Origin of the sequence: Kribbella sp. NBC_00359 (assembly GCF_036097425.1) — a bacterium.
GTDB lineage: Bacteria > Actinomycetota > Actinomycetes > Propionibacteriales > Kribbellaceae > Kribbella.
The window spans coordinates 6315787-6338147 of record NZ_CP107975.1 but is presented as its reverse complement, the minus strand read 5'-3'; the positions used below and the strand labels follow the sequence as shown (position 1 = coordinate 6338147).

The following is a 22361-nucleotide window of genomic DNA, read 5'->3' as shown; positions in this document are numbered from 1 at the left end:
GTCGAGGCGGGTAAGAAGGAGGGATGAGGTACGGCGTGATTCTTCCGGGTGGGACGGCGGTCGAGCAGCTCGCGCAGGCGGTCCTCGCCGAGCAGGCCGGCTGGGACGGCGTGTTCGTTTGGGAGGCGGCGTACGGCGTTGACGCGTGGGGGCTGCTGTCGGCGATCGCCGCCCGGACGGAGCGGATCCGGCTCGGGACGATGCTGACACCGCTGCCGTGGCGGCGGCCGTGGAAGGTCGCCAGCCAGGTCGTGACGCTGGATCAGCTCTCGTCCGGCCGGGCGACCTTGGCGGTCGGGGTCGGTGCGATCGAGACGGATCTGCCGCTCACCGGTGAGGAGCTGGAGCTACGGACCCGGGCGGCGATGATGGACGAGGGCATCGACCTGATCCGTGAGCTGTGGGCCGGACGGTCCAGCTATCACGGCAACCACTACGACTACGAGTGCGCCCGCGACGATCTCGCGCAGGTGGGTCGGCCGGTGCAGGAACGGATCCCGATCTGGGTGGTCGGCGCCTGGCCGCGACCGAAGTCGATGCGGCGCGTCCTGCGCTGCGACGGCGTACTGCCGCAGTACTCGCCGGGCCAGGACACACCTGACGAGCTCCGCAGGCTCCGCGCGTGGCTGACCGCCGAGGGCGGCTCCCCCGACCTCGACGTGATCGCCGAGGGCGAGACCCCAGCCGACGACCCGGCCGCCGCCTCAGCCCTCGTCAAACCCTGGTCAGACGCAGGCGCCACCTGGTGGCTCGAAACCCGCTGGGAAATGCCCCACCACTCCCCCACCCGCATGCGAGACGTCCACACCCGCCTAGCCGCCGGCCCACCCACAGGAGCGAACGGCAGGACCTAAGCCAGGAGCGGCGGCTAGCGGAAGTCGCGGGATTGGGTGGGGGCGGCTAGGGGGAGGCGTTGGAGGTGGTCGGCGGAGAGGTTGGTGACTTCGCCGGCGCGTTCGACGCGGCCGCGGATGATGAGGGCGCCGGCGTTGCGGGCGACGGCGGCGTGGCGGTGCCAGCAGCCGACGGTGATGACGATGTTGGCCATGCCGGTCTCGTCCTCGAGGTTCATGAAGGTGACACCGGAGGCGGTGGCGGGGCGCTGCCGGTGGGTGACCACCCCGGCGACGCGGACTCGGGCGCCGTTCGGGACCTCGCGAAGCTGGGCCGCGGACAGGATGCCCTCGGCGCGGAGTTGCTCGCGGACACGCTGCATCGGGTGACTGGTGGTGGTGATCGAGGTGGACCACAGATCGGCCATGTCGGCCTCGATGTCGCTCATCCCGGGCAGCGTCGGCGGCGGCCCGGCCGCGGTGATCCCGGCCAGCTGCCCGGGCCGCTCCTCGGCGGCCCGGCCGGCCTCCCACAACGCCTGCCGCCGATCGAGCCCGAAGCAGTCGAACGCCCCCGCGGTCGCGAGCGCCTCGACCTGCGCGGCGGTGATCCCGGTCCGGCGGACGAGGTCGGCCATCTCGGTGAACGGCCCACCGCGCTCCCGCTCCTCGACGATCAGCTTCGCGCCCTTGTCCCCGATCGTGCGCACCTCGGACAGCCCGAGCCGGACCGCGAACGCACCATCACGGCGATGCAGGGTGGTGTCGTACGGCGCCTTGGGGTCGAACGGACCGACCAGCGGCTGCGGATCCTTCAGGCACTCCGGCGACCCGGTCGGCCCGGACAGCTCCTGGCCGTCCACCAACATCTCGAGCCCGGCGTCGACTCCGGACAGATGCAGGTGTGGCCGCCGTACCTCGACGCCGTGGCGGCGGGCGTCGGCGACCAGGGACTGCGGTGAATAGAACCCCATCGGCTGGGCCCGCAACAGCGCCGCCAGGAACGCGGCCGGGTAGTGCAGCCGCAGCCACGTGCTGGAGTAGACGAGCAGGGCGAAGCTGATCGAGTGCGACTCGGCGAACCCGAAGTTCGCGAAGGCTTCGATCTTGGCGTAGATCTCGTCGGCCAGGTCGCCGGTGATCCCGTTGCGCGCCATCCCGGCGTACAGCTTCTCCTTCAGCGACGAGATCTTCTCGATGCCGCGCTTGGACCCCATCGCCCGGCGCAGCAGGTCGGCCTCGTCGCCGTCGATCTCGCCGACCGCCATCGCCATCTGCATCAGCTGCTCCTGGAACAGCGGCACCCCCATGGTCCGCTCCAGCACCGGCCGCAGCTTCGGGTGCAGGTAGGTGATCGGCTCCTCCCCGGTCCGGCGGCGGATGTACGGATGGACCGCGCCACCCTGGATCGGGCCGGGCCGGATCAGCGCGATCTCGGTGACCAGGTCGTAGAACCGCCGTGGTTTCAGCCGTGGCAGGGTCGCCATCTGGGCCCGCGACTCGACCTGGAACACCCCGACCGAATCCGCCCGGCACAGCTGGTCGTAGACCCCGGCCTCCTCCTTCGGGATCGTGTGCAGCAGCCACGACTCCCCTATCTGCTCACGGACCATCTCCATGCAGTACTGCAATGCGGCCAGCATGCCGAGCCCGAGCAGGTCGAACTTCACCAGCCCCATCCAGGCACAGTCGTCCTTGTCCCACTGGAGCACCGTACGGTCCTCCATCCGGGCGTGCTCGATCGGCACCACCTCCCCCACCGGGCGCTCGGTTAGCACCATCCCGCCGGAGTGGATCCCCAGGTGCCGGGGGAACTTCAGCAGCTCGCTCGCCATCGACACCACCTGCGGCGGGATGTCGTGCTCGGTCGAGGTGATCTCCGGACTCCACCCGTCGACCTGCTTCGACCACGCGTCCTGCTGGCCGACCGAATACCCCAGCGCCTTGGCCATGTCCCGGACCGCGGACTTCGGGCGGTAGGAGATCACGTTCGCCACCTGGGCGGCGTTGTGGCGGCCGTACTTGCCGTAGACGTACTGGATCACCTCCTCGCGGCGGTCGGAGTCGAAGTCGACGTCGATGTCCGGCTCCTCGGTCCGGGTCGTGGCGAGGAACCGCTCGAACGGCAGCTTGTAGAGGATGCTGTCCACCGCGGTGATCCCGAGCGCATAACAGACCGCCGAGTTCGCCGCCGATCCCCGGCCCTGGCAGAGGATGCCGTTGGTGTGCGCGAACCGGACGATGTCCTCGACGATCAGGAAGTATCCCGGGAAGCCCTTCTCGTCGATGACGGCCAGCTCACGCTCCAGCCGCTCGTACGCGTCGGGCCGCTCGGTGGGCGTGCCGTACCGCAGCCCGGCGCCCTGCAAGGTCAGATGCCGCAGCCACGACATCGGGGTCTCCCCGTCCGGCACGTCGCGCAACGGCAGCTTCGGCTTCGCCCGGGCCAGGTCGAAGGCCAGCTGGTCGGCCAGTGTCACCGAGCGCGCCACGGCCCCGTCGTACCGGCGGAACCGGGCCGTCATCTCCGCGCCCGACCGCAGGAACGCCATCCCGCTCGGCGGCAGCCAGCCGTCCATCGTGTCCAGGTCGCGCCGGGCCCGGACGGCGGCCAGCGCGCCGGCCAGTCGGTGCTGTGCCGGGGCGGCGTAGTGAACGTTGTTCGTGGCAACTATCGGGAGGCTGCGGTCGGCGGCCAGGCCGGCCAGGATCCGGTTCCGGCTGGTGTCGGCGGGCAGGTGGTGGTCGATCAGCTCGACCACCACCCGGTCCTTGCCGAACAACCCGGTCAGCCGGTCCAGCTCACGGCCCGCGGCGGCCGGACCGTCGGCATGCCCGCCGACTTCCAGCGCCTGCCGGACCAGGCCCTTCCGGCAACCGGTCAGGATCAGCCAGTGATCCTGACCAAGAGCCGCCAACTCCTCCAGGTCATAGACCGGCTTGCCTTTCTCCCCACCGGCCAGCTGCGCCTCGGTGATCGCGCCGGCGAGCTTGTGGTACCCCTCCTGGCCCTCCGCCAGCACCAGCAGGTGACTGCCCTCGGGGTCGGCCACGCCGTTCTGCGGGCCGGTCAGCCCGAGCGACAGCTCCGCGCCGAACACCGTCGGCAACTTGTACGCCGCCGCGGCCTCGGCGAACCGGGCCGCGCCGTAGAACCCGTCGTGATCGGTCAGCGCCAGCGCATGCAGGCCCTGCCGGACCGCGCCCTCGACCAGGTCCTCCGGCTGGGAGGCGCCGTCGAGAAAGGAGAAGTTCGAATGCACATGCAGCTCGGCATACGGCACCGCGTTCTCCGGCCGGACCGTGAGAGCCTTCGGCGGCACGTACGGCCCGCGGTGCTGCGACCACGCCGGGCTGTCGCCGCCGTCGGCCGTCACCGGCCGGTCGCCGTGGCTGCCCGGCCGGGATCGGTCCGACAGCTTCCGCTCCAGCTCCGACCACTTGATCGGCGGATTGTTGTAGCCCATCGCAGCACCTCCTCCCCACCAGACTAGAACACATGTTCGAACTCGCGCCAGCGTCGTCCACAGGCATCGTGTGATGTCTCAGGACATCGGTGACAGTTCTGCATCAGGACATCGGTGACATTCGATGTGTCAGGACATCGGTGACGATTCAGGGGTCTTGGCGTGGGCCGCGGGGGCGGCCGTTGCCGACGTAAGTCACTCCGGGCGCGGGCCTGGTGTGCTCGATGAGGATCTCGCCTTCCAGGTCGGCGACGGTGATCTTGTCGCCGGCGGTGATGACGAGGACCTGCTGGAAGCCTCGTCGCCCGTCGACCATGTACTGGACCTTGTTCAGCATGAAGACACCGTTGCAGGTCAGCTTCTTGACGACGGTGCCGTCGGGCGGGTCTGTGGGCACTGGTGCCGAGGCAGGTCGGGGCCGGCTGGCGGGACGGCGGATCAGGTCACGAGTGGGGCGAGGTGCCTCGGCCTTCGTGGTGGCCTCCCAGGCGGTCAGGGGTGTGACGCGGCCGGGCAGGCCTTGGTGGGGGCGCTGGGTGTTGTAGATGTGGTCGAAGGCGTCGACCTGGGCCTGCAGGTCAGCCAGCGTGTCGGCGATCGGCTGCTTGTCCAGGTAGCGGAAGAGCGTCTGGTGGAAGCGTTCGTTCTTGCCCTGGGTGGTCGGCTTGTACGGCTTGCCGGTGATCGGCTCCACGCCCAACGCCATCAGGTGCACGACGAACTGACCCAGGAGTCCGCGGCGCGACGGGTTGAGCGCGAGCCCGTTGTCGGACAGCAGCCGCTGGGGCACACCGTGGGCGGCCACGGCCTTGTCGAAGACGGCGACCGCCGCATCTGATGTCTCGCCCCACGCGACGTGCGAGGCCACCGCATAGCGGGAGTGGTCGTCGATGAGCTGGAAGATCACACACTTACGCCCGCCACTGAGCACGTACTCGGTGCCGTCGAGCTGCCAGCAGGCGTTCGGCGCTGGATAGACGAACCGGCGCCACGCCGAGCGTGGCTTCTTCCTCGGCTCGAACCGAGCCACACCTGCCTGACGGAAGATCCGGGCCAGTGACGCGACTGAGGGCACCACCTCCAGCCCCATCGCGCGCATCTTGTCGTGCACGCTGATCGGCCCGTGGTCCAGCCCGGAGGCCTCCAACGCAGCCCGCACCCGTACCGCTTGCTCTTTGACCTCCTCGGTCAACTTCGCCGGGCTCAACCTCGGGCGCCTGGACCTGGGCTCGAGCACGGCCGCCGGGCCGTCGGCCTTGGCGCGCTTGCGCAGCTCGTAGAAGGACTTGCGCGAGATGCCGTGCTCGGCGCAGAAGGTCGAGACCGCGCCGCGCGGAGCATCCTCGGGCCACTGCGAGATCGCGAGGCGAACACGGGGATCGATGGGTTCATTGGCTGACACCGCCCGAGCCTCGCGGCCGAAGTGTCACCACCAAGCCCACCAGAAGAGTCACCGATGTCCTGATCTAAAACCGTCACCGAAGTCCTGCGACATGACACGTCCACAGGCATCGACGGCCGGTGAAGTAGGCCGTCGGACACTGCGGCTAGGGTCTTGGCGGAGGCGGTCCTCGAGCGGGAGTTCCTGATATGACCAGTAAGTTCACCGAGCTTGCGATCGACTGCGCCGATCCCGGCGGTCTCGCCCGGTTCTGGTGCTCGGTCCTCGGCTACGAGGTGCAGAACGAAGAGGACGGGGTGATCACCATCGGCTCGCCTCTGGTGCCGGAGGGCAAGGACCGCCTGGGCCCGGTGCCACCGACGTTGACCTTCGCGCGCGTACCCGAGGGCAAGACGATCAAGAACAGGCTCCACCTCGACGTCAACCCGACCGACCGGGAGCAGGACGAAGAGATCCGCCGCCTGCTCGACCTGGGCGCCAGCCACGCCGACGTCGGCCAGACCGGCGAGGAGAGCTGGGTCACCCTGGCCGACCCGGAGGGGAACGAGTTCTGCGTGCTGGCCGGCCGGCGCCCCTGAGCGCCATCGCACACATGCCCTGTCGACATCAAGACTAGAACATGTGTTCGAAGAGGCGGTAATCTGAAAACATGCTTGGTCGGTTCACGGTGCGCCCGTCCGACGACGGATCGAACAGATTCGGCGTCTGGGACGGTGCGGTCAACGGGTGGCGTGCGATCGATATCGACGACGAGACGGAGGCCCATCGGATAGCCAGTGACCTCGACGTCCAGTACGACGCTCACGGTCCGCGACCGGCCGACGCCGTACGGAAGGTCGACCCGGCGCAGCCGGTCCAGCGGGCCGAGTGGACCACCGGCGAGCTCGACGTCTGGATCCGCGACAACGGCGAGTGGCTCGGCCGCTTCTGCGACAAGGACGGCCGCGTCGCCTGGATCCCCGGCTCGGACCTCAGGCCCCTGTAGCCGCGGCTATTTCACGTAGCCGATCGGCACCAGGGCCGGCGGCTCGGGCATGGCCTCGGAGACGTACTGGGAGCGGATGCCGGCGATGTAGCGGCGGCTCCGCTTGGTCAGCCCTTCCGCGTTCTGCATCCGGCCCTTGGTGACGAGGATGCCGAGGTCGGCGCCCTTGAAGCGGTAGTCGCCGGGGCCGTAGACGCGGAGGAAGAAGGCCTCGTCCTCGTGCGTGACGTCGTGCCAGTCGTTGCTCACGCCAACGAACTCGAACCGGCCGTCCTCGTCGAGGTGCCAGGTCCCGGTCCGGGGCGCCTGGAGGATGCGCTCGACCCGGTCGGCCGGCTCCTTCATGATCAGCTGCGCCCACACGTCCACCGCGGCCAGGTCACGCCAGCGATCGTTGATCTCGGTCACGTCGACGACATAGTCCGCGTCCATGAACTCGAGCAGATGGAACAGGAACAGCGGTACGTCGGCATAGGCGCCCGCGGTCACGTTCGTCATCGAGGAGGCGCCGGAGATCCGCGGGTTCAGCTCCCCCAGGTACACCTCGTCGGTGGCCAGGTCGACCAGTACGTCGATCTCGAGGAACCCGCGGTAGCCCTCCCGCGCGAGCCGGTCGCCGAGCCGCTGGACGTGGTCGATCGCGAGCGCCCGCTGCACCGGCGTCAGCGCCTCGGGGAAGAGGTCGTTCCCGCACCAGCCGCCCTTGTACGGCGTGAGTTCGGGATAGCCGGTCAGATCGGTCATGAACGGTCCGACGATGGTGCCGTGCCGGGTGATGCAGGCCTCGACCGCGGCCGCCTTGTTGTCGATCCGCTTCATCACCTTGAGCTGCTCACCGACGATGTCCTCGGCGTACTTGTCCCAGTCCTTCTTGCCGGCGATGAAGAACGTGGTCTTGCCGGAGTCGCCGTACGGCGTCTGGACGACCAGGTCGCGGCCGAGCTCGTTCAGCGCGGCGAGCTCCTTGAGTTCCTTCCAGGACGAGGCCGTGCCGATCACGTTGGGGACCGAGGGCGCGCCGGCCTCGTCGCCGAGCCGGGTGGTGACGATCTTGGAGTCGAGCCGGCGGCGCAGCTCGTCCGAGGGCATGATCAACTCGTACCCGAGCTCGCGGCAGATCTCCTCGGTCTCCTCGTCGAAGAACACCATCACGATCATCGGCGTACCGCCGCGCCGTTGCAGATGGGTCCGCACCTCGGGATCGCGGAGCAGGTAGTTGTTGATCTGCTCGGTCGACTCGAACTCGACGTACGGCTGGTTCTTCGGCGCGAACACCCGCGGGTGGGCGCCGTCCCAGGAGTCGTAGTAGACGATGTACTGGAAGTTGCGCACCCAGCGGTCGATGCCGAGCAGGTTGAACGCGGTCGGGCCGAAGCAGTAGATCGGCTGGGTGTTGGTCCGGAAGAACGTACGGATCTCGGCGATCCCGTTCAGCTTCGGGTTCATCGCCCACCCCTCCCCTGGTCCCTTCACAGTAGGTCCGTGGCAACGTCCTGTCATCGCGTCGGCCGCCGGTGAGAGGTACGGTTCGACCGTGCGCGACGATGTGCTCGACGACTTCCTCCGCGCCGATCGGGAGCGGGGCCTGGGCGTGTACGGGGTCCACCTGTACCGCGAAGGCGGCCCGCCGGTCGAGCGCCGGGTCCGCTCCGACGACCGGGTCAACCTCTACTCCATCGCGAAGACGTTCACCTCGGTCGCGGTGGGGCTCGCCGAGGCCGAGGGACGCCTCACTCTCGACGACCGGCTCCTCGATCACCTCCCCGAACTCCGGACGATCGCCGCGGACGGGGTCGAGGACGTCACCTTGCGCCAGCTGATGACCATGACCAGCGGCACGAGCCACGATTGGTCCGCCGACGAGCCGATCGAGGCCCCGGACCTTCTCCACGAGATCGTTGCCGCGCCGCTCGACGCGGTCCCCGGGAGCCGGTTCGCCTACACCGGTTCGGGTGTCTACGCGGTCGGCCGAGTCGTCGAGCGGGCCACCGGCGCCGACGTGCGTTCCTATCTCCTGCCCCGCCTGTTCGCACCGCTGGACCTGCACAACCCGCCGTGGCACACCTGTCCACTCGGCTACCCGTTCGCCGAAAGCGACCTCTTCCTCCGCACCGAGGAGCTCGCCCGCTTCGCCCGGTTGCTGCTGCAGGAAGGTGAATGGAACGGCGTACAGATCCTGCCGGCGACCTACGTACGGCGGATGGCTGCCGAACGCGTCGACACCAGCGCCCTCGATTGGGGCGAGCGGTTCACCCTCGGCTACGGACTGAGCGTCTGGATCGACCACGACGGCATCTACCGGATGGACGGCAACTACGGCCAATACGCTCTCGTCTGCCCCGAGACACGAACCACCGTCACGGTCACCGCACACTCGGAGGCAGAGGTAGCCCTGCTCGATGCGGTCCACGAGCTGATCCTCGACCGGCTCAGATGAGCGAGCTGCGGCGCCACGGGGTGAGGGCGCCGATGCTGGGGCGGCAGTGTGCCCGGCGAGAGCATGGTGCGATGGTAGTCGCATGGAAGCCACCGACGACCGGATGACAGGCTTTCCGCCGGCGGACGACACCCTCGTCGACCTGGCCGGCTGGCAGGACCCGCCGAACGTGCGCTGGGCCTTCCGCCACATGCGCGAACTGATGCCGACGCACGCGATCCCGGCCGATCCGGCCACTGTCAGCCCACTCACCACCGCACTCGATCCGACCGTGGAAGCGACCCCGGTCACCCGACTCGACGGATCGACTACGCGCGCCGGCGGCGTGTTCGCGGACACCTGGACCGACGCGCTGATCGTCCTGCACGACGGCGTGATCGTGGAGGAGCAGTACCTGGCCGGGATGACCGCACACACCCCACATCTCCTGATGTCGGTGTCGAAGTCGATCGTCGGCTGTGTCGCGGGGATCCTCGCCGATCGCGGCGTACTCGATCCCTTGGCTCCGGTGACGACGTACGTGCCCGAGGTCGCCAGGTCCGGGTACGACGGCGCGACCGTCCGGGATCTCCTGGACATGCGCACCGGGGTGGCGTTCAGCGAGACCTACCAGGCCGCCGACGCCGAGGTCCGTGTGATGGAGCGGTCGATGGGCTGGCGGCCCAGCCTCGACGGTGATCCGGTCGGTATGTACCGCTACCTCACGACTCTGGGTACGGCGGCCGACCACGGCGGACCGTTCACGTACCGCTCGGCCGACACCGACATGCTCGGCTGGGTGTGTGAGCGCGCGGCCGGGACCCGGATGGCGGACCTCGTGTCGAGCCTGGTGTGGATCCCGATGGGCGCCGAACAGGACGCCGACATCACCTGTGACGCGGTCGGTTCCGCGGTGCACGACGGTGGCATCTCGGCGATCACCCGTGATCTCGTCCGCTTCGGTCAGCTGCTGCTCGACGACGGTGGTCGGGTGGTGCCGGCCCAGTGGCTCACGGATGCTTGGCAGCCACCCCTCGCTGTGCGGGACGCGTTCGCGGGCACGGACAACGAGGCCGTGCTGCCCGGTGGGTGGTATCGCAACCAGTTCTGGTTCGTGCCGACCCAACGCGGGACAGCCCTTGTCTGCTTGGGGATTCACGGCCAGATGGTCTACGTCCAACGCGCAACCAGGACGGTCGGCGTGAAGCTTTCGTCGTGGCCGGACCCGCAGAACACGGCGTACCTGATCGACACGTTGCGGGCGTTCGGAGCGATCGGCGCGCGGCTGGACGCTTGATGGCCGGGGTGCGAGACTCCGAGGATGAGCCGCTACGGCCAGCAGTTCGGCCCGGACTTCACCTTTCTCGGAGTCCCGGTGTGCGATCTGGACGACCCGGCGTCGTACGCGGACGCGCAGGTGGTCATCCTCGGGGCGCCGTTCGACGGCGGGACCTCGCACCGGCCGGGCGCCCGGTTCGGGCCGATGGCGATCCGGATGCGGGACTACCTCGGCCATGACGGATCGCGGCCGAGCCTGGCCCTGCGCACCGACGGACTGGTCGACCTGCACGTCGTCGACGCCGGCGATGTGGAGATGTACTCGGGCGACATCGAGGTCGCGCTGCCCGCGCTCGAGGCCGCGGTCGAGCGGGTGACCCGCTCGGGCGCCATCCCGATCGTGCTCGGCGGCGACCACTCGATCGCGTTCCCGGACGCGAAGGGTGTCGCGAACGTGCTCGGCCACGGCCGGGTGTCGATGCTGCACTTCGACGCGCACGCGGACACCGGCGACATCGAGTTCGGCTCGCTCTGGGGACACGGGCAGCCGATGCGCCGGCTGATCGAGTCCGGCGCGCTGCGTGGCGACCGTTTCCTGCAGATCGGGCTGCGCGGGTACTGGCCGCCGCCGGACACGCTGGACTGGATGGCCCAGCAGCGGATGCGGTCCTACGAGATGACCGAGATCGTGCACCGCGGCCTGGACGAGTGCCTGACCGAGGCGTTCACGATCGCCACCGACGACTGCGACGGCGTCTTCCTGTCCGTCGACATCGACGTCTGCGATCCCGGCCACGCCCCCGGCACCGGGACGCCCGAGCCCGGTGGCCTGACCGCGCGCCAGTTGCTGGACGCCGTACGGCGGATCTGCCTCGAGCTGCCCGTGGTCGGGATGGACGTGGTGGAGGTGAGTCCGCCGTACGACCACGCCGACATCACGGCCGCGCTGGCGAATCGCGTCGTCCTGGAGGCGGTGTCGGCGATCGCCCGCAAGCGCCAGGACGAGCGCGACGGCACCCGGTGGGATCCCGCTCATCCCCTGCTCAGCGATCGCCCCGAGCCGGGCTGACCTGTTCCCTGGGCGGAACGCGAGTGCCACACTCCGAAGAAAGGTGGTGGTGGCGGGACGGGTGGGCACCTCCATCGAGGGGAGGCACCATGGCGATGACTCTGCAGCAACTGTTCCGCCGCAAGCCGGTCCCGGAGATGTCGCTGGAAAGCGGCTCGGACACCGGCCAGAGCGAACTGGTCCGCTCGATCGGGTTGTTCCAGCTGTCCATGTTCGGCATCGGCGCCACCATCGGCACCGGAATCTTCTTCGTCCTCGCGCAGGCCGTGCCGGTCGCGGGACCAGCGGTGATCTGGTCGTTCGTGATCGCCGGTGCGGTGGCCGGGCTGACCGCGATCTGCTACGCCGAACTGGCGAGTGCGGTCCCGGTCTCGGGTTCGTCGTACTCGTATGCCTACGCGACGCTCGGCGAGCTGCCGGCGATCGGAGTGGCCGCCTGCCTGCTGCTGGAGTACGGCGTGTCCGCTGCCGCCGTCGCGGTCGGCTGGTCGCAGTACCTGAACGAGCTGTTCGACAACATCTTCGGCTTCCAGATTCCCGACAGCCTGTCGCAGGCGCCCGAGCAGGGTGGCGTGTTCAACCTGCCCGCGGTCATCCTGGTCACACTCTGCACGCTGCTGCTGATCCGCGGCGCGAGTGAGTCGGCCAAGACCAACGCGGTGATGGTCTGCATCAAGATCGGCGTGCTGCTGCTGTTCGTCGTCCTCGGGCTGAAGGGCTGGAACTCCGACAACCTGTCGAACTTCGCCCCGTTCGGCCTGAGCGGGATCACCTCTGCGGCCGGCATCATCTTCTTCTCCTACATCGGCCTGGACGCTGTCTCCACGGCCGGTGAGGAAGTGAAGAACCCGCGGCGAACCATGCCGATGGCGATCCTGATCGCACTCGTCACGGTCACCGGCCTCTACATCCTGGTCACGCTCGTCGCGGTCGCCGCCCAGCCGTCCGGCGAGTTCGAGAACCAGGAGGCCGGTCTGTCCGCGATCCTGGAGAAGGTGACCGGGTCGACCTGGCCGGCCAGTGTGCTGGCCGCCGGCGCGGTGATCTCGATCTTCAGCGTCACGCTGATCGTGATCTACGGCCAGACCCGGATCCTCTTCGCGATGGCTCGCGACGGGATGATCCCGGAGTTGTTCCACAAGGTGAACCCGCGCACCCACACACCGGTGCCGAACACGATCATCGTCGCGGTGGTGATCGCCTTGCTGGCCGGCCTGATCCCGATCAACTTCCTGGCCGAGATGACAAGTATCGGCACATTGGTCGCGTTCCTGGTGGTGTCGATCGGTGTGATGGTGTTGCGCCGGACCCACCCGGAGTTGCCGCGCGGCTTCAAGGTGCCGGGGTATCCGGTCACACCGATCCTGTCGATCGCGGGCTGCCTGTGGATCATCAAGGACCTGCGCATCGTGACGATCGAGGTGTTCCTGATCTGGCTCGCGGTCGCCTTGATCTTCTACTTCTTCTACGGCTTCAAGCACTCGCACCTCGGCCGGCACGAGCACGTCGGGCTGATCCACGACGAGGACGGGCCGCAGCCATGACGATGATCGTCGGCTACGGTTCCGACGAGCGGGGCAAGGCGTCCCTGCACCTGGCGGCGATGCTGGCCCGGTCGGCGCACGACAATCTGATCGTCTGCAGCGTCGTACCGGCGCCGTGGGTGCCGGGGATGGCGCGCGTGGACGCCGAGTACCAGGACTACCTCGCGCAGAGCGCGGACCAGGCCCTCGAGCGGGCCCGGAGTTTCCTGCCGGGTGACGTGCCGACGGCGTACATCCGGCACAGCGCGCGGTCGGTGCCGGCCGGTCTGCTCGAGATCGCCGAAGAGCACGACGCCCGGCTGATCGTGCTCGGTTCGTCGTCGGCCGGCGTGTTCGGTCACATCGCGCTCGGCAGTGTGACGGACCGGCTGCTGCACAGCTCGCATGTCTCGCTCGCCCTGGCAACGCGGGGATTCCGGTGTCCGGTGGACGGGACCGTGGCGCGGGTGACCGCGGCCTTCGGCGGCACCGAAAGCGCCGAGGACCTGGTACTCGCGGCCGCCACGATCAGCACTGACGTGGGCGCATCGCTGCGGATCGCGACGTTCGCCGTGTGGTCCCGCCCGGCGTACACGACCAGGCTGGGCACCGACTCCGAAGACCTGGTGATGGACGAATGGCGGGCCGAGCTGGACAAGTCCGTGACCGCCACGCTCGCGCAGGTGAAGCATCTGCCCGAGCACCCGCGCGCCGTCGAGACGGTGGTCGGTTCCGGCCCGACCTGGGCCGAGGCGATCGAGGACGTCGGCTGGGATCCCGGTGACGTCCTGGTGGTCGGATCCAGCGACCTCGGGCCGGTCGCGCGGGTGTTCCTCGGCTCCCGGGCGACCAAGATCCTCCGCCACTCCCCCGTCCCGGTCCTGGTCGTCCCCCGCAGCCGGGCCGAGGAGTTGGCCGGCCAAGCCACCGAGAACTGACCATGCACGAAGTCGACCAGACGACCGAGCAGATGGTGCGCAGCGTCCTCGCGTACGCCGAGAACCGGCTGCGGATGGATCCCGTGCCACTCGACCGCAACACGCTGCCCGCGTACGAACTGTACGAACGGCTCGACGGGCTGATCCGCGATGCGCCCCGGCACCCGGACGAGGTGCTCGGGGTCTACTCGTCCGTCATCGCGCCGAGCGTGATCTCGGCCGACAGCCCGCGCTTCCTCGGGTTCATCCCGGCGGCGCCGACGAAGGCGAGTCTGCTGTTCGACATGCTGGTGTCCTGTGCGTCGATCCAGGGCATCTCCTGGCTGGAGGCCGCCGGCGCGATCGCGGCCGAGAACACCGTTCTCCGGCTGATCGCCGACGAAGCCGGGCTGCCACCAGGCGCGGGCGGCTGCTTCGTCTCCGGCGGTTCGGCCGGCAATCTCTCCTCCCTGGCGGTCGCCCGGGAAACCGCGAAGAAACGGCTCGGGACCGATCGCCGCCTGCGTGTCGTCGTCGGCACCGACGCCCACTCCTCGATCGTCAACACCCTGCGCCTGCTGGAGCTGGACGCCCTCGTCGTCGACACGCCCGACCACCGGCTCACCGCCGACACCGTCCGGGCCGCGGTCGCCGCCGATCCGGATCCGTCGACTATCGCGGCTCTCGTCTGTACGTCGGGCACCACCAACGCCGGCATCATCGACGACCTGGCAGGCTGCGGCGCGCTCGCCCGCGAGCACGGCTGGTGGTTCCACGTCGACGGCGCGTACGGCGGCTCCGGCATCTTCGCGCGTTCACTCCGGCCGAAGTACGCCGGGATCGAGCAGGCCGACTCGTTCATCCTCGACCCGCACAAGTGGCTGTTCACCCCGTTCGACTGCTGCGCCCTGATCTACCGCGAGCCCGAGCTCGCGCGGGCGACGCACACCCAGGACGCGTCGTACCTGGATGTCATCCACGTCTCCGACGGCGAGTGGAATCCGACCGACTACGCCTACCACCTGACCCGTCGGGCCCGCGGTCTGCCGCTGTGGTTCTCGCTCGCGGTGTACGGCGTGGACGCGTACCGCGAGGCGATCGAGACCGCGGCACGCCTGGCCCGGGAGACGGCCGGGCTGATCAAGACCATGCGGCACCTGGACCTGATCCGGGAGCCCGACCTCGGCGTCGTCTTGTTCCGGCGGCTGGGCTGGTCGGGTGAGGACTACGACACGTGGGCGCAGCAACTCCACGAGGACGAGGTCGCGTTCATCCCGCCGAGCAAGTGGGAGGGCGAGACTGTCGGCCGGTTCGCGTTCCTCCATCCCGGCACCAGCCTCGAGGTGGTTCGTGAGGTGCTGGCCCGGACAGAGCCATGAGCGACCTGCTCTCGCTCTTCCCGGCCGGGAGCCGGCTCGACGCGGACGGCACCCTGGTGGTCGGCGGCTGCCGCGCGGACGACCTCGCCACCGACTTCGGTACGCCGGTCCTCGTCGTCGCCGAGGAAGCACTCCGAGCCCGCGCCCGCGAGTACCGCGACGAACTCACGGCCCGCTGGCCGAACTCCCGCGTCGTCTTCGCGTCCAAGGCCTTCCCGTGTACGGCGGTCCAGCGGGTGATGGTCGAGGAAGGACTCGGCCTGGATGTCGCGGGCGGCGGCGAGATCCTCACCGCGTTGAAGGCCGGTGTCGATCCGGCGCTGATCGTGCTGCACGGCAACGCGAAGAGCGACGAGGAGATCGCGCTCGCGGTCGAGCACGGTATCGGCCTGGTCGTGGTGGACAACGCCGACGACGTGGACCGGCTGGAAGCGACCGGCCGCTCGCAGGACGTCCTGGTGCGCATCATTCCGGGGGTCACCGCGGACACCCACAGCCATGTGCTGACCGGGCACGAGGGTTCGAAGTTCGGTCTGGCGCCGGCCGACGCGGCCCGGTTGATCCAGCGGATCGAGCACAGCCCACGGCTGCAAATGCGCGGACTGCACGTCCATGTCGGCTCACAGATCCTCGATGTCGAACCGTTCGCGGAGTCGGTCGCGCCGGTCGCCCGGCTCGGCGAGTTCGAGGTGTACGACCTGGGCGGTGGGCTCGGCGCCCGGTACACCTGGGCCGACGAGCCGCCCACGGTGGCGGCGTACCTGGACGCCCTGATCGGCGCGGCGAAGCAGCACCTCCCCGCCGCCGCCCAACTGATCATCGAGCCTGGACGCAGCATGGTCTGTACGGCGGCGACCACGATCTACCGGGTCACGACGGTGAAGCGGGGTGTGATCACGTTCGTCGCGGTGGACGGCGGGATGGGCGACAACCTGGAGGTCGCGTTGTTCGGGCAGCGGTTCGAGGCGGGCATCGTCGGGCGCTTCGACGGGCCCGCGGAGACGGTGACCGTGGTCGGCCGGCACTGCGAGAGCGGCGACGTCCTGGTCGACGGCGTACCGCTGGCCGATCCGCGCGTAGGTGATTTGCTGGCCGTGCCCGCCACCGGCGCCTACTGCTACACAATGGCGAACAACTACAACGGCAACCGCCGCATCCCGGTCGTGTTCGCGGACCAGGGCGCCGCGCGTCTCGTCGTACGGCGAGAGACCTGGGACGACCTGATGGCCAGAGACGTGTGATCAACCCTCGAAGCCGTGATGGAGCATCACATGCTTGATCCGCGTGTAGTCCTCGAGTCCGTACATCGACAGGTCCTTGCCGTAGCCCGAGTGCTTGAAGCCGCCGTGGGGCATCTCGGCGATCAGCGGGATGTGCGTGTTCACCCAGACGCAGCCGAAGTCGAGCCGGGCGGACATCCGGGCCGCGGTGTTGACGTTGGTGGTCCACACCGAGGAGGCCAGGCCGTACTCGCTGTCGTTCGCCATCCGGAGCCCTTCGTCCTCGTCCGCGAACTTCTGCACGGTCAGGACCGGGCCGAAGATCTCGGTCCGGATCAGCTCGTCGTCCTGCCGCAGGTCCGCGACGATCGTCGGCTCGTAGAAGTAGCCGGTCTCCCCGATCCGGTGGCCGCCGGTCGTCACCCGCGCGTGGTCGGGCGTTCGGTCGACCAGGCCGGACACATGTCCGAGCTGGTTGGCGTTGTTGATCGGCCCGTACAGGATGTCCTCGTCGGTGGGGTCGTAGCCGGTCCGCGTCTGCTGGGCCGCGTCGGTGAGCTCCTGCACGAACTCGTCGTAGATTCCTTGCTGCACGAGCACCCGGGTGGCCGCCGTACAGTCCTGGCCGCCGTTGAACAGGCCGGCCACCGAGATGCCCTCGATCGCGGCCGTGATGTCGGCATCGTCGAAGACCACCACCGGCGCCTTGCCGCCGAGCTCGAGATGGGCCCGCTTCACGTCGGCCGCGGCCGCCATCGCGACGGCCATGCCGGCTCGCGTCGATCCGGTGATCGAGACCAGCCGCGGGACCTTGTGCCTGGTCAGCGCGGCGCCGGTGTCACGGTCGCCGCAGACCAGGTTGCAGACGCCAGGCGGGAAGATCTCCTGCATCCGCTCGACCATCCAGTACGACGACGCCGGCGTGGTGTCGGACGGCTTCAGGACGACCGTGTTCCCGGCGGCCAGCGCCGGGGCGAACTTCCAGACCGACATCATCATCGGATAGTTCCAGGGCGCGACCTGGGCGACCGGGCCGATCGGTTCGCGCCGGATCGACGAGGTGAATCCGCGCATGTACTCACCGGACGACTTGCCCTCCAGCACCCGCGCCGCACCGGCGAAGAACCGGATCTGGTCGACCATCGGCGGGATCTCCTCGGAGCGGGTCAGCGCCACCGGCTTGCCGGTGTTCTCGCTCTCGATCGCGATCAGTTCCTCGGCGCCGTCCTCGATCAGGTCGGCCAGCTTCAGCAGCGCGCGCTGCCGCTCGCTCGGCGTCGACCAGCGCCAGGTCTCGAACGCGCTCGCCGCCGCCTGGAAGGCCAGATCGACATCGTGCTCGTCGGAGTTCGGCGCGGACGCGTAGACCTCGCCGGTGGACGGGTTGACGATGTCCATCATCGCCCCCGACGCCGCGGCCTGGACCGTGCCGCCGATGACGTTGTGGAAGACCTGCTTGTCCGGCATGACAACCCCCTCGCGGCCCGCGTTCCCGTCCCCGTTCCCTCAATCTAGGCTCAGCCACCAACCAGGAGAAGGCCATGGCGACGCATCCACTCGATCCGCTGGACGAGCACGAGTTCCGGCACACCGCGGCGATCCTGCGCCGGGACGAGGAGCTCGGCGGATCCTGGCGCTTCGCCGCGATCGAGCTGCTCGAGCCCGACAAGGCCGCGGTGAAGGCCTGGCGCCCCGGTGATCCGATTCCCCGGACCGCGTTCGCCGTCCTGTGGAACCGGGCCGACAACCAGACCTGGGAAGGTGTGGTCGACCTGACCGCCGACCGCGTCGTCTCATGGACCGAGGTCGCCGGCGTCACCCCCAACTTCACCGTCGACGAGTACCACGAGGTCGACGACGCGATGCGCGCTCATCCCGACGTGATCGCCGCCCTGGCCGAGCGTGGCATCACCGACCTGTCGCTGGTGCTGATCGAGGTGTGGACGTACGGCAAGGCGTTGATGCCGGAGAAGTACCGCGACCGGCGGCTCGGCTGGTGTGACATCTGGTACCGCGAGACCCCCGACGGCAACCCGTACGCACACCCGGTGTCCGGCCTGAAGGTCGTCGTCGACATGAACACGCTGGAGCTGCTCGAACTCGAGAACGACCACAACCACGGCCAGCCGGACGTCAACGCGGAGTACGCCCCCGGGCCGTGGACGGGTGAGCTCCGCACCGACCTCAAACCGCTCGAGGTCGCCCAGCCGGAGGGCGTCTCGTTCACCGTCGACGGCACCGAACTGAAGTGGCAGAACTGGACGATGCGGCTCGGCTTCAACCACCGCGAGGGTCCGGTCATCTATCAGGTCACGTACGACGATCATGTCAATGGCCGGGGCACGACCCGCGACATCGCCTACCGGATGTCGTTCACCGAGATGGTGGTCCCCTACCGCGACACGTCGTTCGACCACTACCGGCGTACGGCGTTCGACATCGGTGAATGGGGTCTCGGGTTCATGACGACCTCGCTCGAGCTCGGCTGCGACTGTCTCGGCGAGATCGTGTACCTGGACGCCGTACTGCACGACACGCACGGCGAGCCGTATCGGATCAAGAACGCGATCTGCCTGCACGAGGAGGACAACGCCGTCCTCTGGAAGCACGTCGACCACACGACCGGCACCGAGGTACGGCGGATGCGCCGGATGGTCGTGTCGTGTCACGCGACCGTGGCGAACTACGAATACCTGATCTACTGGCGTTTCTACCAGGACGGGAACATCGAGTGCGAGGTCCGGGCAACCGGGCTGATGGTGACCACGCCGTTCGCGGCCGACGGTACGTCGCCACCGACCGGGACCGTGGTCGACGAGCAGACGTATGCGCCGTTCCACCAGCACTTCCTGGTCGCGCGGCTCGATCTCGACGTGGACGGTGACCGGAACACCGTGCAGGAGGTCGACTCCCGGGCGCTGCCGGTCTCGGCCGAGAACCCCTACGGACTCGCCGTCGTCACCGAGGCGACGCCGATCCGCTCCGAGTCCGAGGCCGCCCGCGACTTCAATTGGGCAACCCAACGATCCTGGAAGGTGGTCAACCCGAACCGCGTCAACGCCGTCGGCACGAATCCGGCGTACAAGCTCGTCCCGAGCGCGTCGATCCCGCCCTTGATGGACCCGGAGACACCGCAGTACCTGCGCGCACCGGTGATCGGGCACACGGTCTGGGTGACCCGGCAGCACGACGAGGAGCGCTGGCCGTGCGGCGACTACCCGACCCAGTCGACGGTCGACGACGGGATGACGCGGTGGATCGCGGACGACGAACTGCTGGAGAACGCCGACATCGTGCTCTGGTACGTGTTCGGCATCCATCACGTCACCCGGGTCGAGGACTGGCCGGTGATGCCGGTCGACACGATCGCCTTCTGGCTCAAGCCGTTCGGCTTCTTCGACCAGAACCCGTCGATCGACGTGGCACCGCCGACGGAGGCCGACGGCGAGGTGTGCCACTGAAGCGTTTGACAGACCCTCTCGTGACGCTAGCGTGTCGGCACTCAGCTGTTCCAAGAACAAGGGGTGAGGTCATGGCATTCGGCAGGAAGAGCGGGCGGGACGTTCCGGACGGCGACAAGATGACCGGCCGGCAGGCCAAGCGGGCCACCGGCTCCGGTGGCGGTCTGCGCGACGACAGCAAGGTCGTCAACCAGAAGGGGAAGGTCGTCGGGGACTTCTCCAAGCGGACGCCCAAGAAGGCCAACGAGCACGGCGTCTAGGCTCAGCGCGGCTGGTTCGGGGTCGGCCGGTTCTGGTTCTGGTTCCGGTTCTGGTTCTGGTTCTGTTGGCCGGAACTGGCCGAGGCCGGGCCCTGGATCATCTTTGCCGGTGGGGCGACGAAGCGCTTCACCGGCATGCCGTCCAGTGCTCCCTGCATCGCGGTCTCCCAGAGCGGTCCCGCCGTTCCCGAGCCGGTCGGATCGGCGATGTCCACGCCGTCCAGGGTGTGCCGGAACATCAGGTTCGTGTACGGGATGCTCGCGTCGGCGACCACTGCGGCCGCGGCCAGGTTCGGGGTGTAGCCGCAGAACCAGACGGCCAGGTTCTGCTGGATGGTGCCGGTCTTGCCGCCCATGTCCCGGGTGCCGAACCGCAGCCGGCCACCGGTCCCGCCAGGCATCATCACGGCACTGAGCACCCGGTTGACCCCGTCGGCGACAGCGCGGGGAATGGCCTGCTTGCACTCGACGCCCGGAGTGTCGATCGGCCGGCCGCCGTTGTCCCGCACGGCCACGACGAGGAGCGGCTTGCAGTACTTGCCACGGGCCGCGAAGGTCGCGTAGGCGTTCGACAGCATCAACGGCGTCACATAGCCGACCCCCAGCGTCATCGACACGACCTGGTCGAGCGGCCCGCCGGTCTGCGCGTTGTACATCCCGAGCCGGGACGCGATCCGCGCGATCGGGCACAGGCCGGTCCGCTGGGACAGTTGCAGGAAGTAGGTGTTGGTCGAGAACCGGGCCGCCTCGACCATGGTCAGGTCGCCGCTGTGCGTCGAGTTCTTCGGCCGGTAGTCCCGGTCCCGGGTCCAGCCCGTGCAGGTCGTGAACTTCTTCCCGCTCAGATCGATCTGCGCCGGTGAGTTGATCCGGTAGTCCATCGCGAAGCCCTTCTGCAGAGCCGCCGCGATCGTGAACGCCTTCATCGTCGAGCCGTTCTGGAAGCCGCCGAACCCGCCGGCGTAGGACTTCTCGACGTTGTAGTTGTAGTTGGTGTGGTTGCGGCCGTTGCCGTACGGCTTGCTCTGCACCATCGCCTTCACCACGCCGGTGCCCGGCTCGACCATCGTGATCGCCGCGATCGCGCTGTCGGTGCGTTTGCTGTGCTCCTTGATCGACGCCTGCGCGGCCGCCTGGATCCGCGGGTCGATCGAGGTCCGGATCGTCAGGCCGCCGGTCTTCAGATAATGGTCGCGGTCCTTCGGGGTCGCGCCGAGCGCCGGGTTCTCCAGCAGCTTCGAGACGACGTAGTCGCAGTAGAACGGGTAGCGCGAGTTGGCGCAGCCGTTCGGCACCGGTTCGACCCTGGCCAGGTCGATCACCGGGGTCTTCAGCGCCTGGTTGGCCTGATGCAGAGAGATCACGCCGAGCTCGAGCATCCGCCGGATCACCAGGTCGCGGCGGGCCCTGGCGCGGGCCAGGTCGTTGGTCGGGTCGTAGCCGGTCGGGTTCTTCACCAGGCCCGCCAGCATGGCCGCCTGCGGCAGCGTGAGCTTGGCGGCCGAGGTCCGGAAGTAGTGCTGGGCGGCCGCCTGGACGCCGTACGAGCCGTCGCCGAAGTTCACCAGGTTCAGGTACCGCTCGAGGATCTCGTCCTTGGACAGCTGATCCTCGATCGCGATCGCGTAGCGCAGCTCGGTCAGCTTGCGCTGGTAGGTGACCGCGGTCGCGTCGGCGCGCTCCGCGGCGGTCTTGGCCTTCTCGACCAGGCTGAGCTTCACGTACTGCTGGGTGATGCTCGAGCCGCCCTGCTGTACCTCGCCCTCGGTCTGGTTGCGGATCATCGCCCGCAGGGTGCCCTTCAGGTCGAGCGCGCCGTGGTCGTAGAACCGGGAGTCCTCGATCGCCACGATCGCGGTCTGCATGATCGGGCTGATCTTGTCCAGCGGCACCGGGACCCGGTTCTGCTCGTACAGGGTGGCGATCAGCGTCCCGTCCGACGCCAGGATCCGGCTGCGGATGGCCACCGGATCGACGTCGAGCTCCCGCGGCAGGTCCTGCACGGACTCGACCACCGCTCGGGAGCCGACCCCGGCGAAGCCGGCGAACGGAATCGCCAGCCCCGCGGCCAGCGCGCCCGCCAGCGCGCTGACCCCGATGAAAGTGATCAACGAACTAGCCTTGTTGCGACCGCCCCTCTCGGTACGCATA

The 22361-nt window shown here is 68.7% G+C and carries 15 protein-coding genes and 2 pseudogenes; 12 read left to right on the top strand and 5 right to left on the bottom strand.

Annotated features, from left to right (window positions below):
- Positions 1–23: 23 nt before the first annotated feature.
- On the top strand, positions 24–854 hold the full coding sequence (locus OG876_RS30950) for an LLM class flavin-dependent oxidoreductase (protein WP_328520193.1): 831 nt from the start codon (positions 24–26) through the stop codon (positions 852–854).
- A gap of 14 nt (positions 855–868) precedes the next feature.
- Here the strand turns inward: OG876_RS30950 and OG876_RS30945 are convergent, their stop codons facing one another.
- A complete protein-coding gene (locus OG876_RS30945) occupies positions 869–4300 on the bottom strand; it encodes an error-prone DNA polymerase (protein ID WP_328520192.1) in 3432 nt (1143 codons plus the stop codon).
- A gap of 463 nt (positions 4301–4763) precedes the next feature.
- Positions 4764–5702: pseudogene (locus tag OG876_RS30940) on the bottom strand (integrase core domain-containing protein); the annotation flags it as partial.
- Between the two features lie 188 nt (positions 5703–5890).
- Here OG876_RS30940 and OG876_RS30935 point away from each other — a divergent pair.
- Entirely contained in the window at positions 5891–6280 is a 390-nt protein-coding gene (locus OG876_RS30935) for a VOC family protein (RefSeq protein ID WP_328520191.1), read from the top strand.
- Between the two features lie 71 nt (positions 6281–6351).
- Positions 6352–6687, top strand: coding sequence for a hypothetical protein (locus OG876_RS30930; RefSeq protein WP_328520190.1), 336 nt, complete (start codon positions 6352–6354; stop codon positions 6685–6687).
- Positions 6688–6693: 6 nt separating this feature from the next.
- Here OG876_RS30930 and OG876_RS30925 read toward each other — a convergent pair whose 3' ends face one another.
- Complete coding sequence (locus OG876_RS30925; RefSeq protein ID WP_328520189.1) at positions 6694–8133, bottom strand: biotin carboxylase; 1440 nt, start codon at positions 8131–8133, stop codon at positions 6694–6696.
- An 88-nt stretch (positions 8134–8221) separates the two neighbouring features.
- On the opposite strand from OG876_RS30925, the gene OG876_RS30920 reads away from it, so the two are divergent.
- From OG876_RS30920 to lysA, 7 genes are all read left to right on the top strand, one after another.
- Complete coding sequence (locus OG876_RS30920) at positions 8222–9124, top strand: serine hydrolase domain-containing protein (protein ID WP_328520188.1); 903 nt, start codon at positions 8222–8224, stop codon at positions 9122–9124.
- Positions 9125–9206: 82 nt separating this feature from the next.
- Positions 9207–10400 carry a serine hydrolase domain-containing protein gene (locus OG876_RS30915; protein WP_328520187.1) on the top strand — a complete coding sequence of 398 codons (1194 nt, stop codon included), beginning with the start codon at positions 9207–9209 and terminating at the stop codon, positions 10398–10400.
- Between the two features lie 24 nt (positions 10401–10424).
- Positions 10425–11450, top strand: coding sequence for an agmatinase (speB, locus tag OG876_RS30910; RefSeq protein WP_328520186.1), 1026 nt, complete (start codon positions 10425–10427; stop codon positions 11448–11450).
- An 89-nt stretch (positions 11451–11539) separates the two neighbouring features.
- Positions 11540–12994 carry an amino acid permease gene (locus OG876_RS30905; RefSeq protein ID WP_328520185.1) on the top strand — a complete coding sequence of 485 codons (1455 nt, stop codon included), beginning with the start codon at positions 11540–11542 and terminating at the stop codon, positions 12992–12994.
- Positions 12991–13911: a universal stress protein gene (locus OG876_RS30900; protein WP_328520184.1), complete on the top strand. Its 921-nt coding sequence runs from the start codon at positions 12991–12993 to the stop codon at positions 13909–13911. The genes OG876_RS30905 and OG876_RS30900 overlap by 4 nt, the downstream gene beginning before the upstream one ends.
- A gap of 2 nt (positions 13912–13913) precedes the next feature.
- Positions 13914–15269 carry a pyridoxal phosphate-dependent decarboxylase family protein gene (locus tag OG876_RS30895; RefSeq protein WP_328520183.1) on the top strand — a complete coding sequence of 452 codons (1356 nt, stop codon included), beginning with the start codon at positions 13914–13916 and terminating at the stop codon, positions 15267–15269.
- Positions 15266–16510, top strand: a complete 1245-nt coding sequence (gene lysA / locus OG876_RS30890) for a diaminopimelate decarboxylase (protein WP_328520182.1) — start codon at positions 15266–15268, stop codon at positions 16508–16510. Before OG876_RS30895 ends, lysA begins: the two co-directional genes overlap by 4 nt.
- Here the strand turns inward: lysA and OG876_RS30885 are convergent, their stop codons facing one another.
- Positions 16511–17956, bottom strand: a complete 1446-nt coding sequence (locus tag OG876_RS30885) for a gamma-aminobutyraldehyde dehydrogenase (protein WP_328520181.1) — start codon at positions 17954–17956, stop codon at positions 16511–16513. It lies immediately after the preceding gene.
- Positions 17957–18024: 68 nt separating this feature from the next.
- Between OG876_RS30885 and OG876_RS30880 the strand changes: the two are divergent.
- Both OG876_RS30880 and OG876_RS30875 read left to right on the top strand, forming a co-directional pair.
- Positions 18025–19950, top strand: a pseudogene (locus OG876_RS30880) (primary-amine oxidase); the annotation flags it as partial.
- A 71-nt stretch (positions 19951–20021) separates the two neighbouring features.
- On the top strand, positions 20022–20210 hold the full coding sequence (locus OG876_RS30875; RefSeq protein WP_328520179.1) for a hypothetical protein: 189 nt from the start codon (positions 20022–20024) through the stop codon (positions 20208–20210).
- Between the two features lie 2 nt (positions 20211–20212).
- On the opposite strand, the gene OG876_RS30870 is transcribed toward OG876_RS30875, so the two are convergent.
- Positions 20213–22360 (bottom strand): transglycosylase domain-containing protein, encoded by a 2148-nt coding sequence (locus OG876_RS30870; protein WP_328520178.1) that lies wholly within the window; start codon positions 22358–22360, stop codon positions 20213–20215.
- Position 22361: the final 1 nt, after the last annotated feature.

Coding starts and splice junctions, on each gene's coding strand:
- OG876_RS30950 (WP_328520193.1), top strand. CDS start 24: ATGAGGTACGGCGTGATTCTTCCGGGTGGGACGGCGGTCGAGCAGCTC.
- OG876_RS30945 (WP_328520192.1), bottom strand. CDS start 4,300: ATGGGCTACAACAATCCGCCGATCAAGTGGTCGGAGCTGGAGCGGAAG.
- OG876_RS30935 (WP_328520191.1), top strand. CDS start 5,891: ATGACCAGTAAGTTCACCGAGCTTGCGATCGACTGCGCCGATCCCGGC.
- OG876_RS30930 (WP_328520190.1), top strand. CDS start 6,352: ATGCTTGGTCGGTTCACGGTGCGCCCGTCCGACGACGGATCGAACAGA.
- OG876_RS30925 (WP_328520189.1), bottom strand. CDS start 8,133: ATGAACCCGAAGCTGAACGGGATCGCCGAGATCCGTACGTTCTTCCGG.
- OG876_RS30915 (WP_328520187.1), top strand. CDS start 9,207: ATGGAAGCCACCGACGACCGGATGACAGGCTTTCCGCCGGCGGACGAC.
- speB (WP_328520186.1), top strand. CDS start 10,425: ATGAGCCGCTACGGCCAGCAGTTCGGCCCGGACTTCACCTTTCTCGGA.
- OG876_RS30905 (WP_328520185.1), top strand. CDS start 11,540: ATGGCGATGACTCTGCAGCAACTGTTCCGCCGCAAGCCGGTCCCGGAG.
- OG876_RS30900 (WP_328520184.1), top strand. CDS start 12,991: ATGACGATGATCGTCGGCTACGGTTCCGACGAGCGGGGCAAGGCGTCC.
- OG876_RS30895 (WP_328520183.1), top strand. CDS start 13,914: ATGCACGAAGTCGACCAGACGACCGAGCAGATGGTGCGCAGCGTCCTC.
- lysA (WP_328520182.1), top strand. CDS start 15,266: ATGAGCGACCTGCTCTCGCTCTTCCCGGCCGGGAGCCGGCTCGACGCG.
- OG876_RS30885 (WP_328520181.1), bottom strand. CDS start 17,956: ATGCCGGACAAGCAGGTCTTCCACAACGTCATCGGCGGCACGGTCCAG.
- OG876_RS30875 (WP_328520179.1), top strand. CDS start 20,022: ATGGCATTCGGCAGGAAGAGCGGGCGGGACGTTCCGGACGGCGACAAG.
- OG876_RS30870 (WP_328520178.1), bottom strand. CDS start 22,360: ATGCGTACCGAGAGGGGCGGTCGCAACAAGGCTAGTTCGTTGATCACT.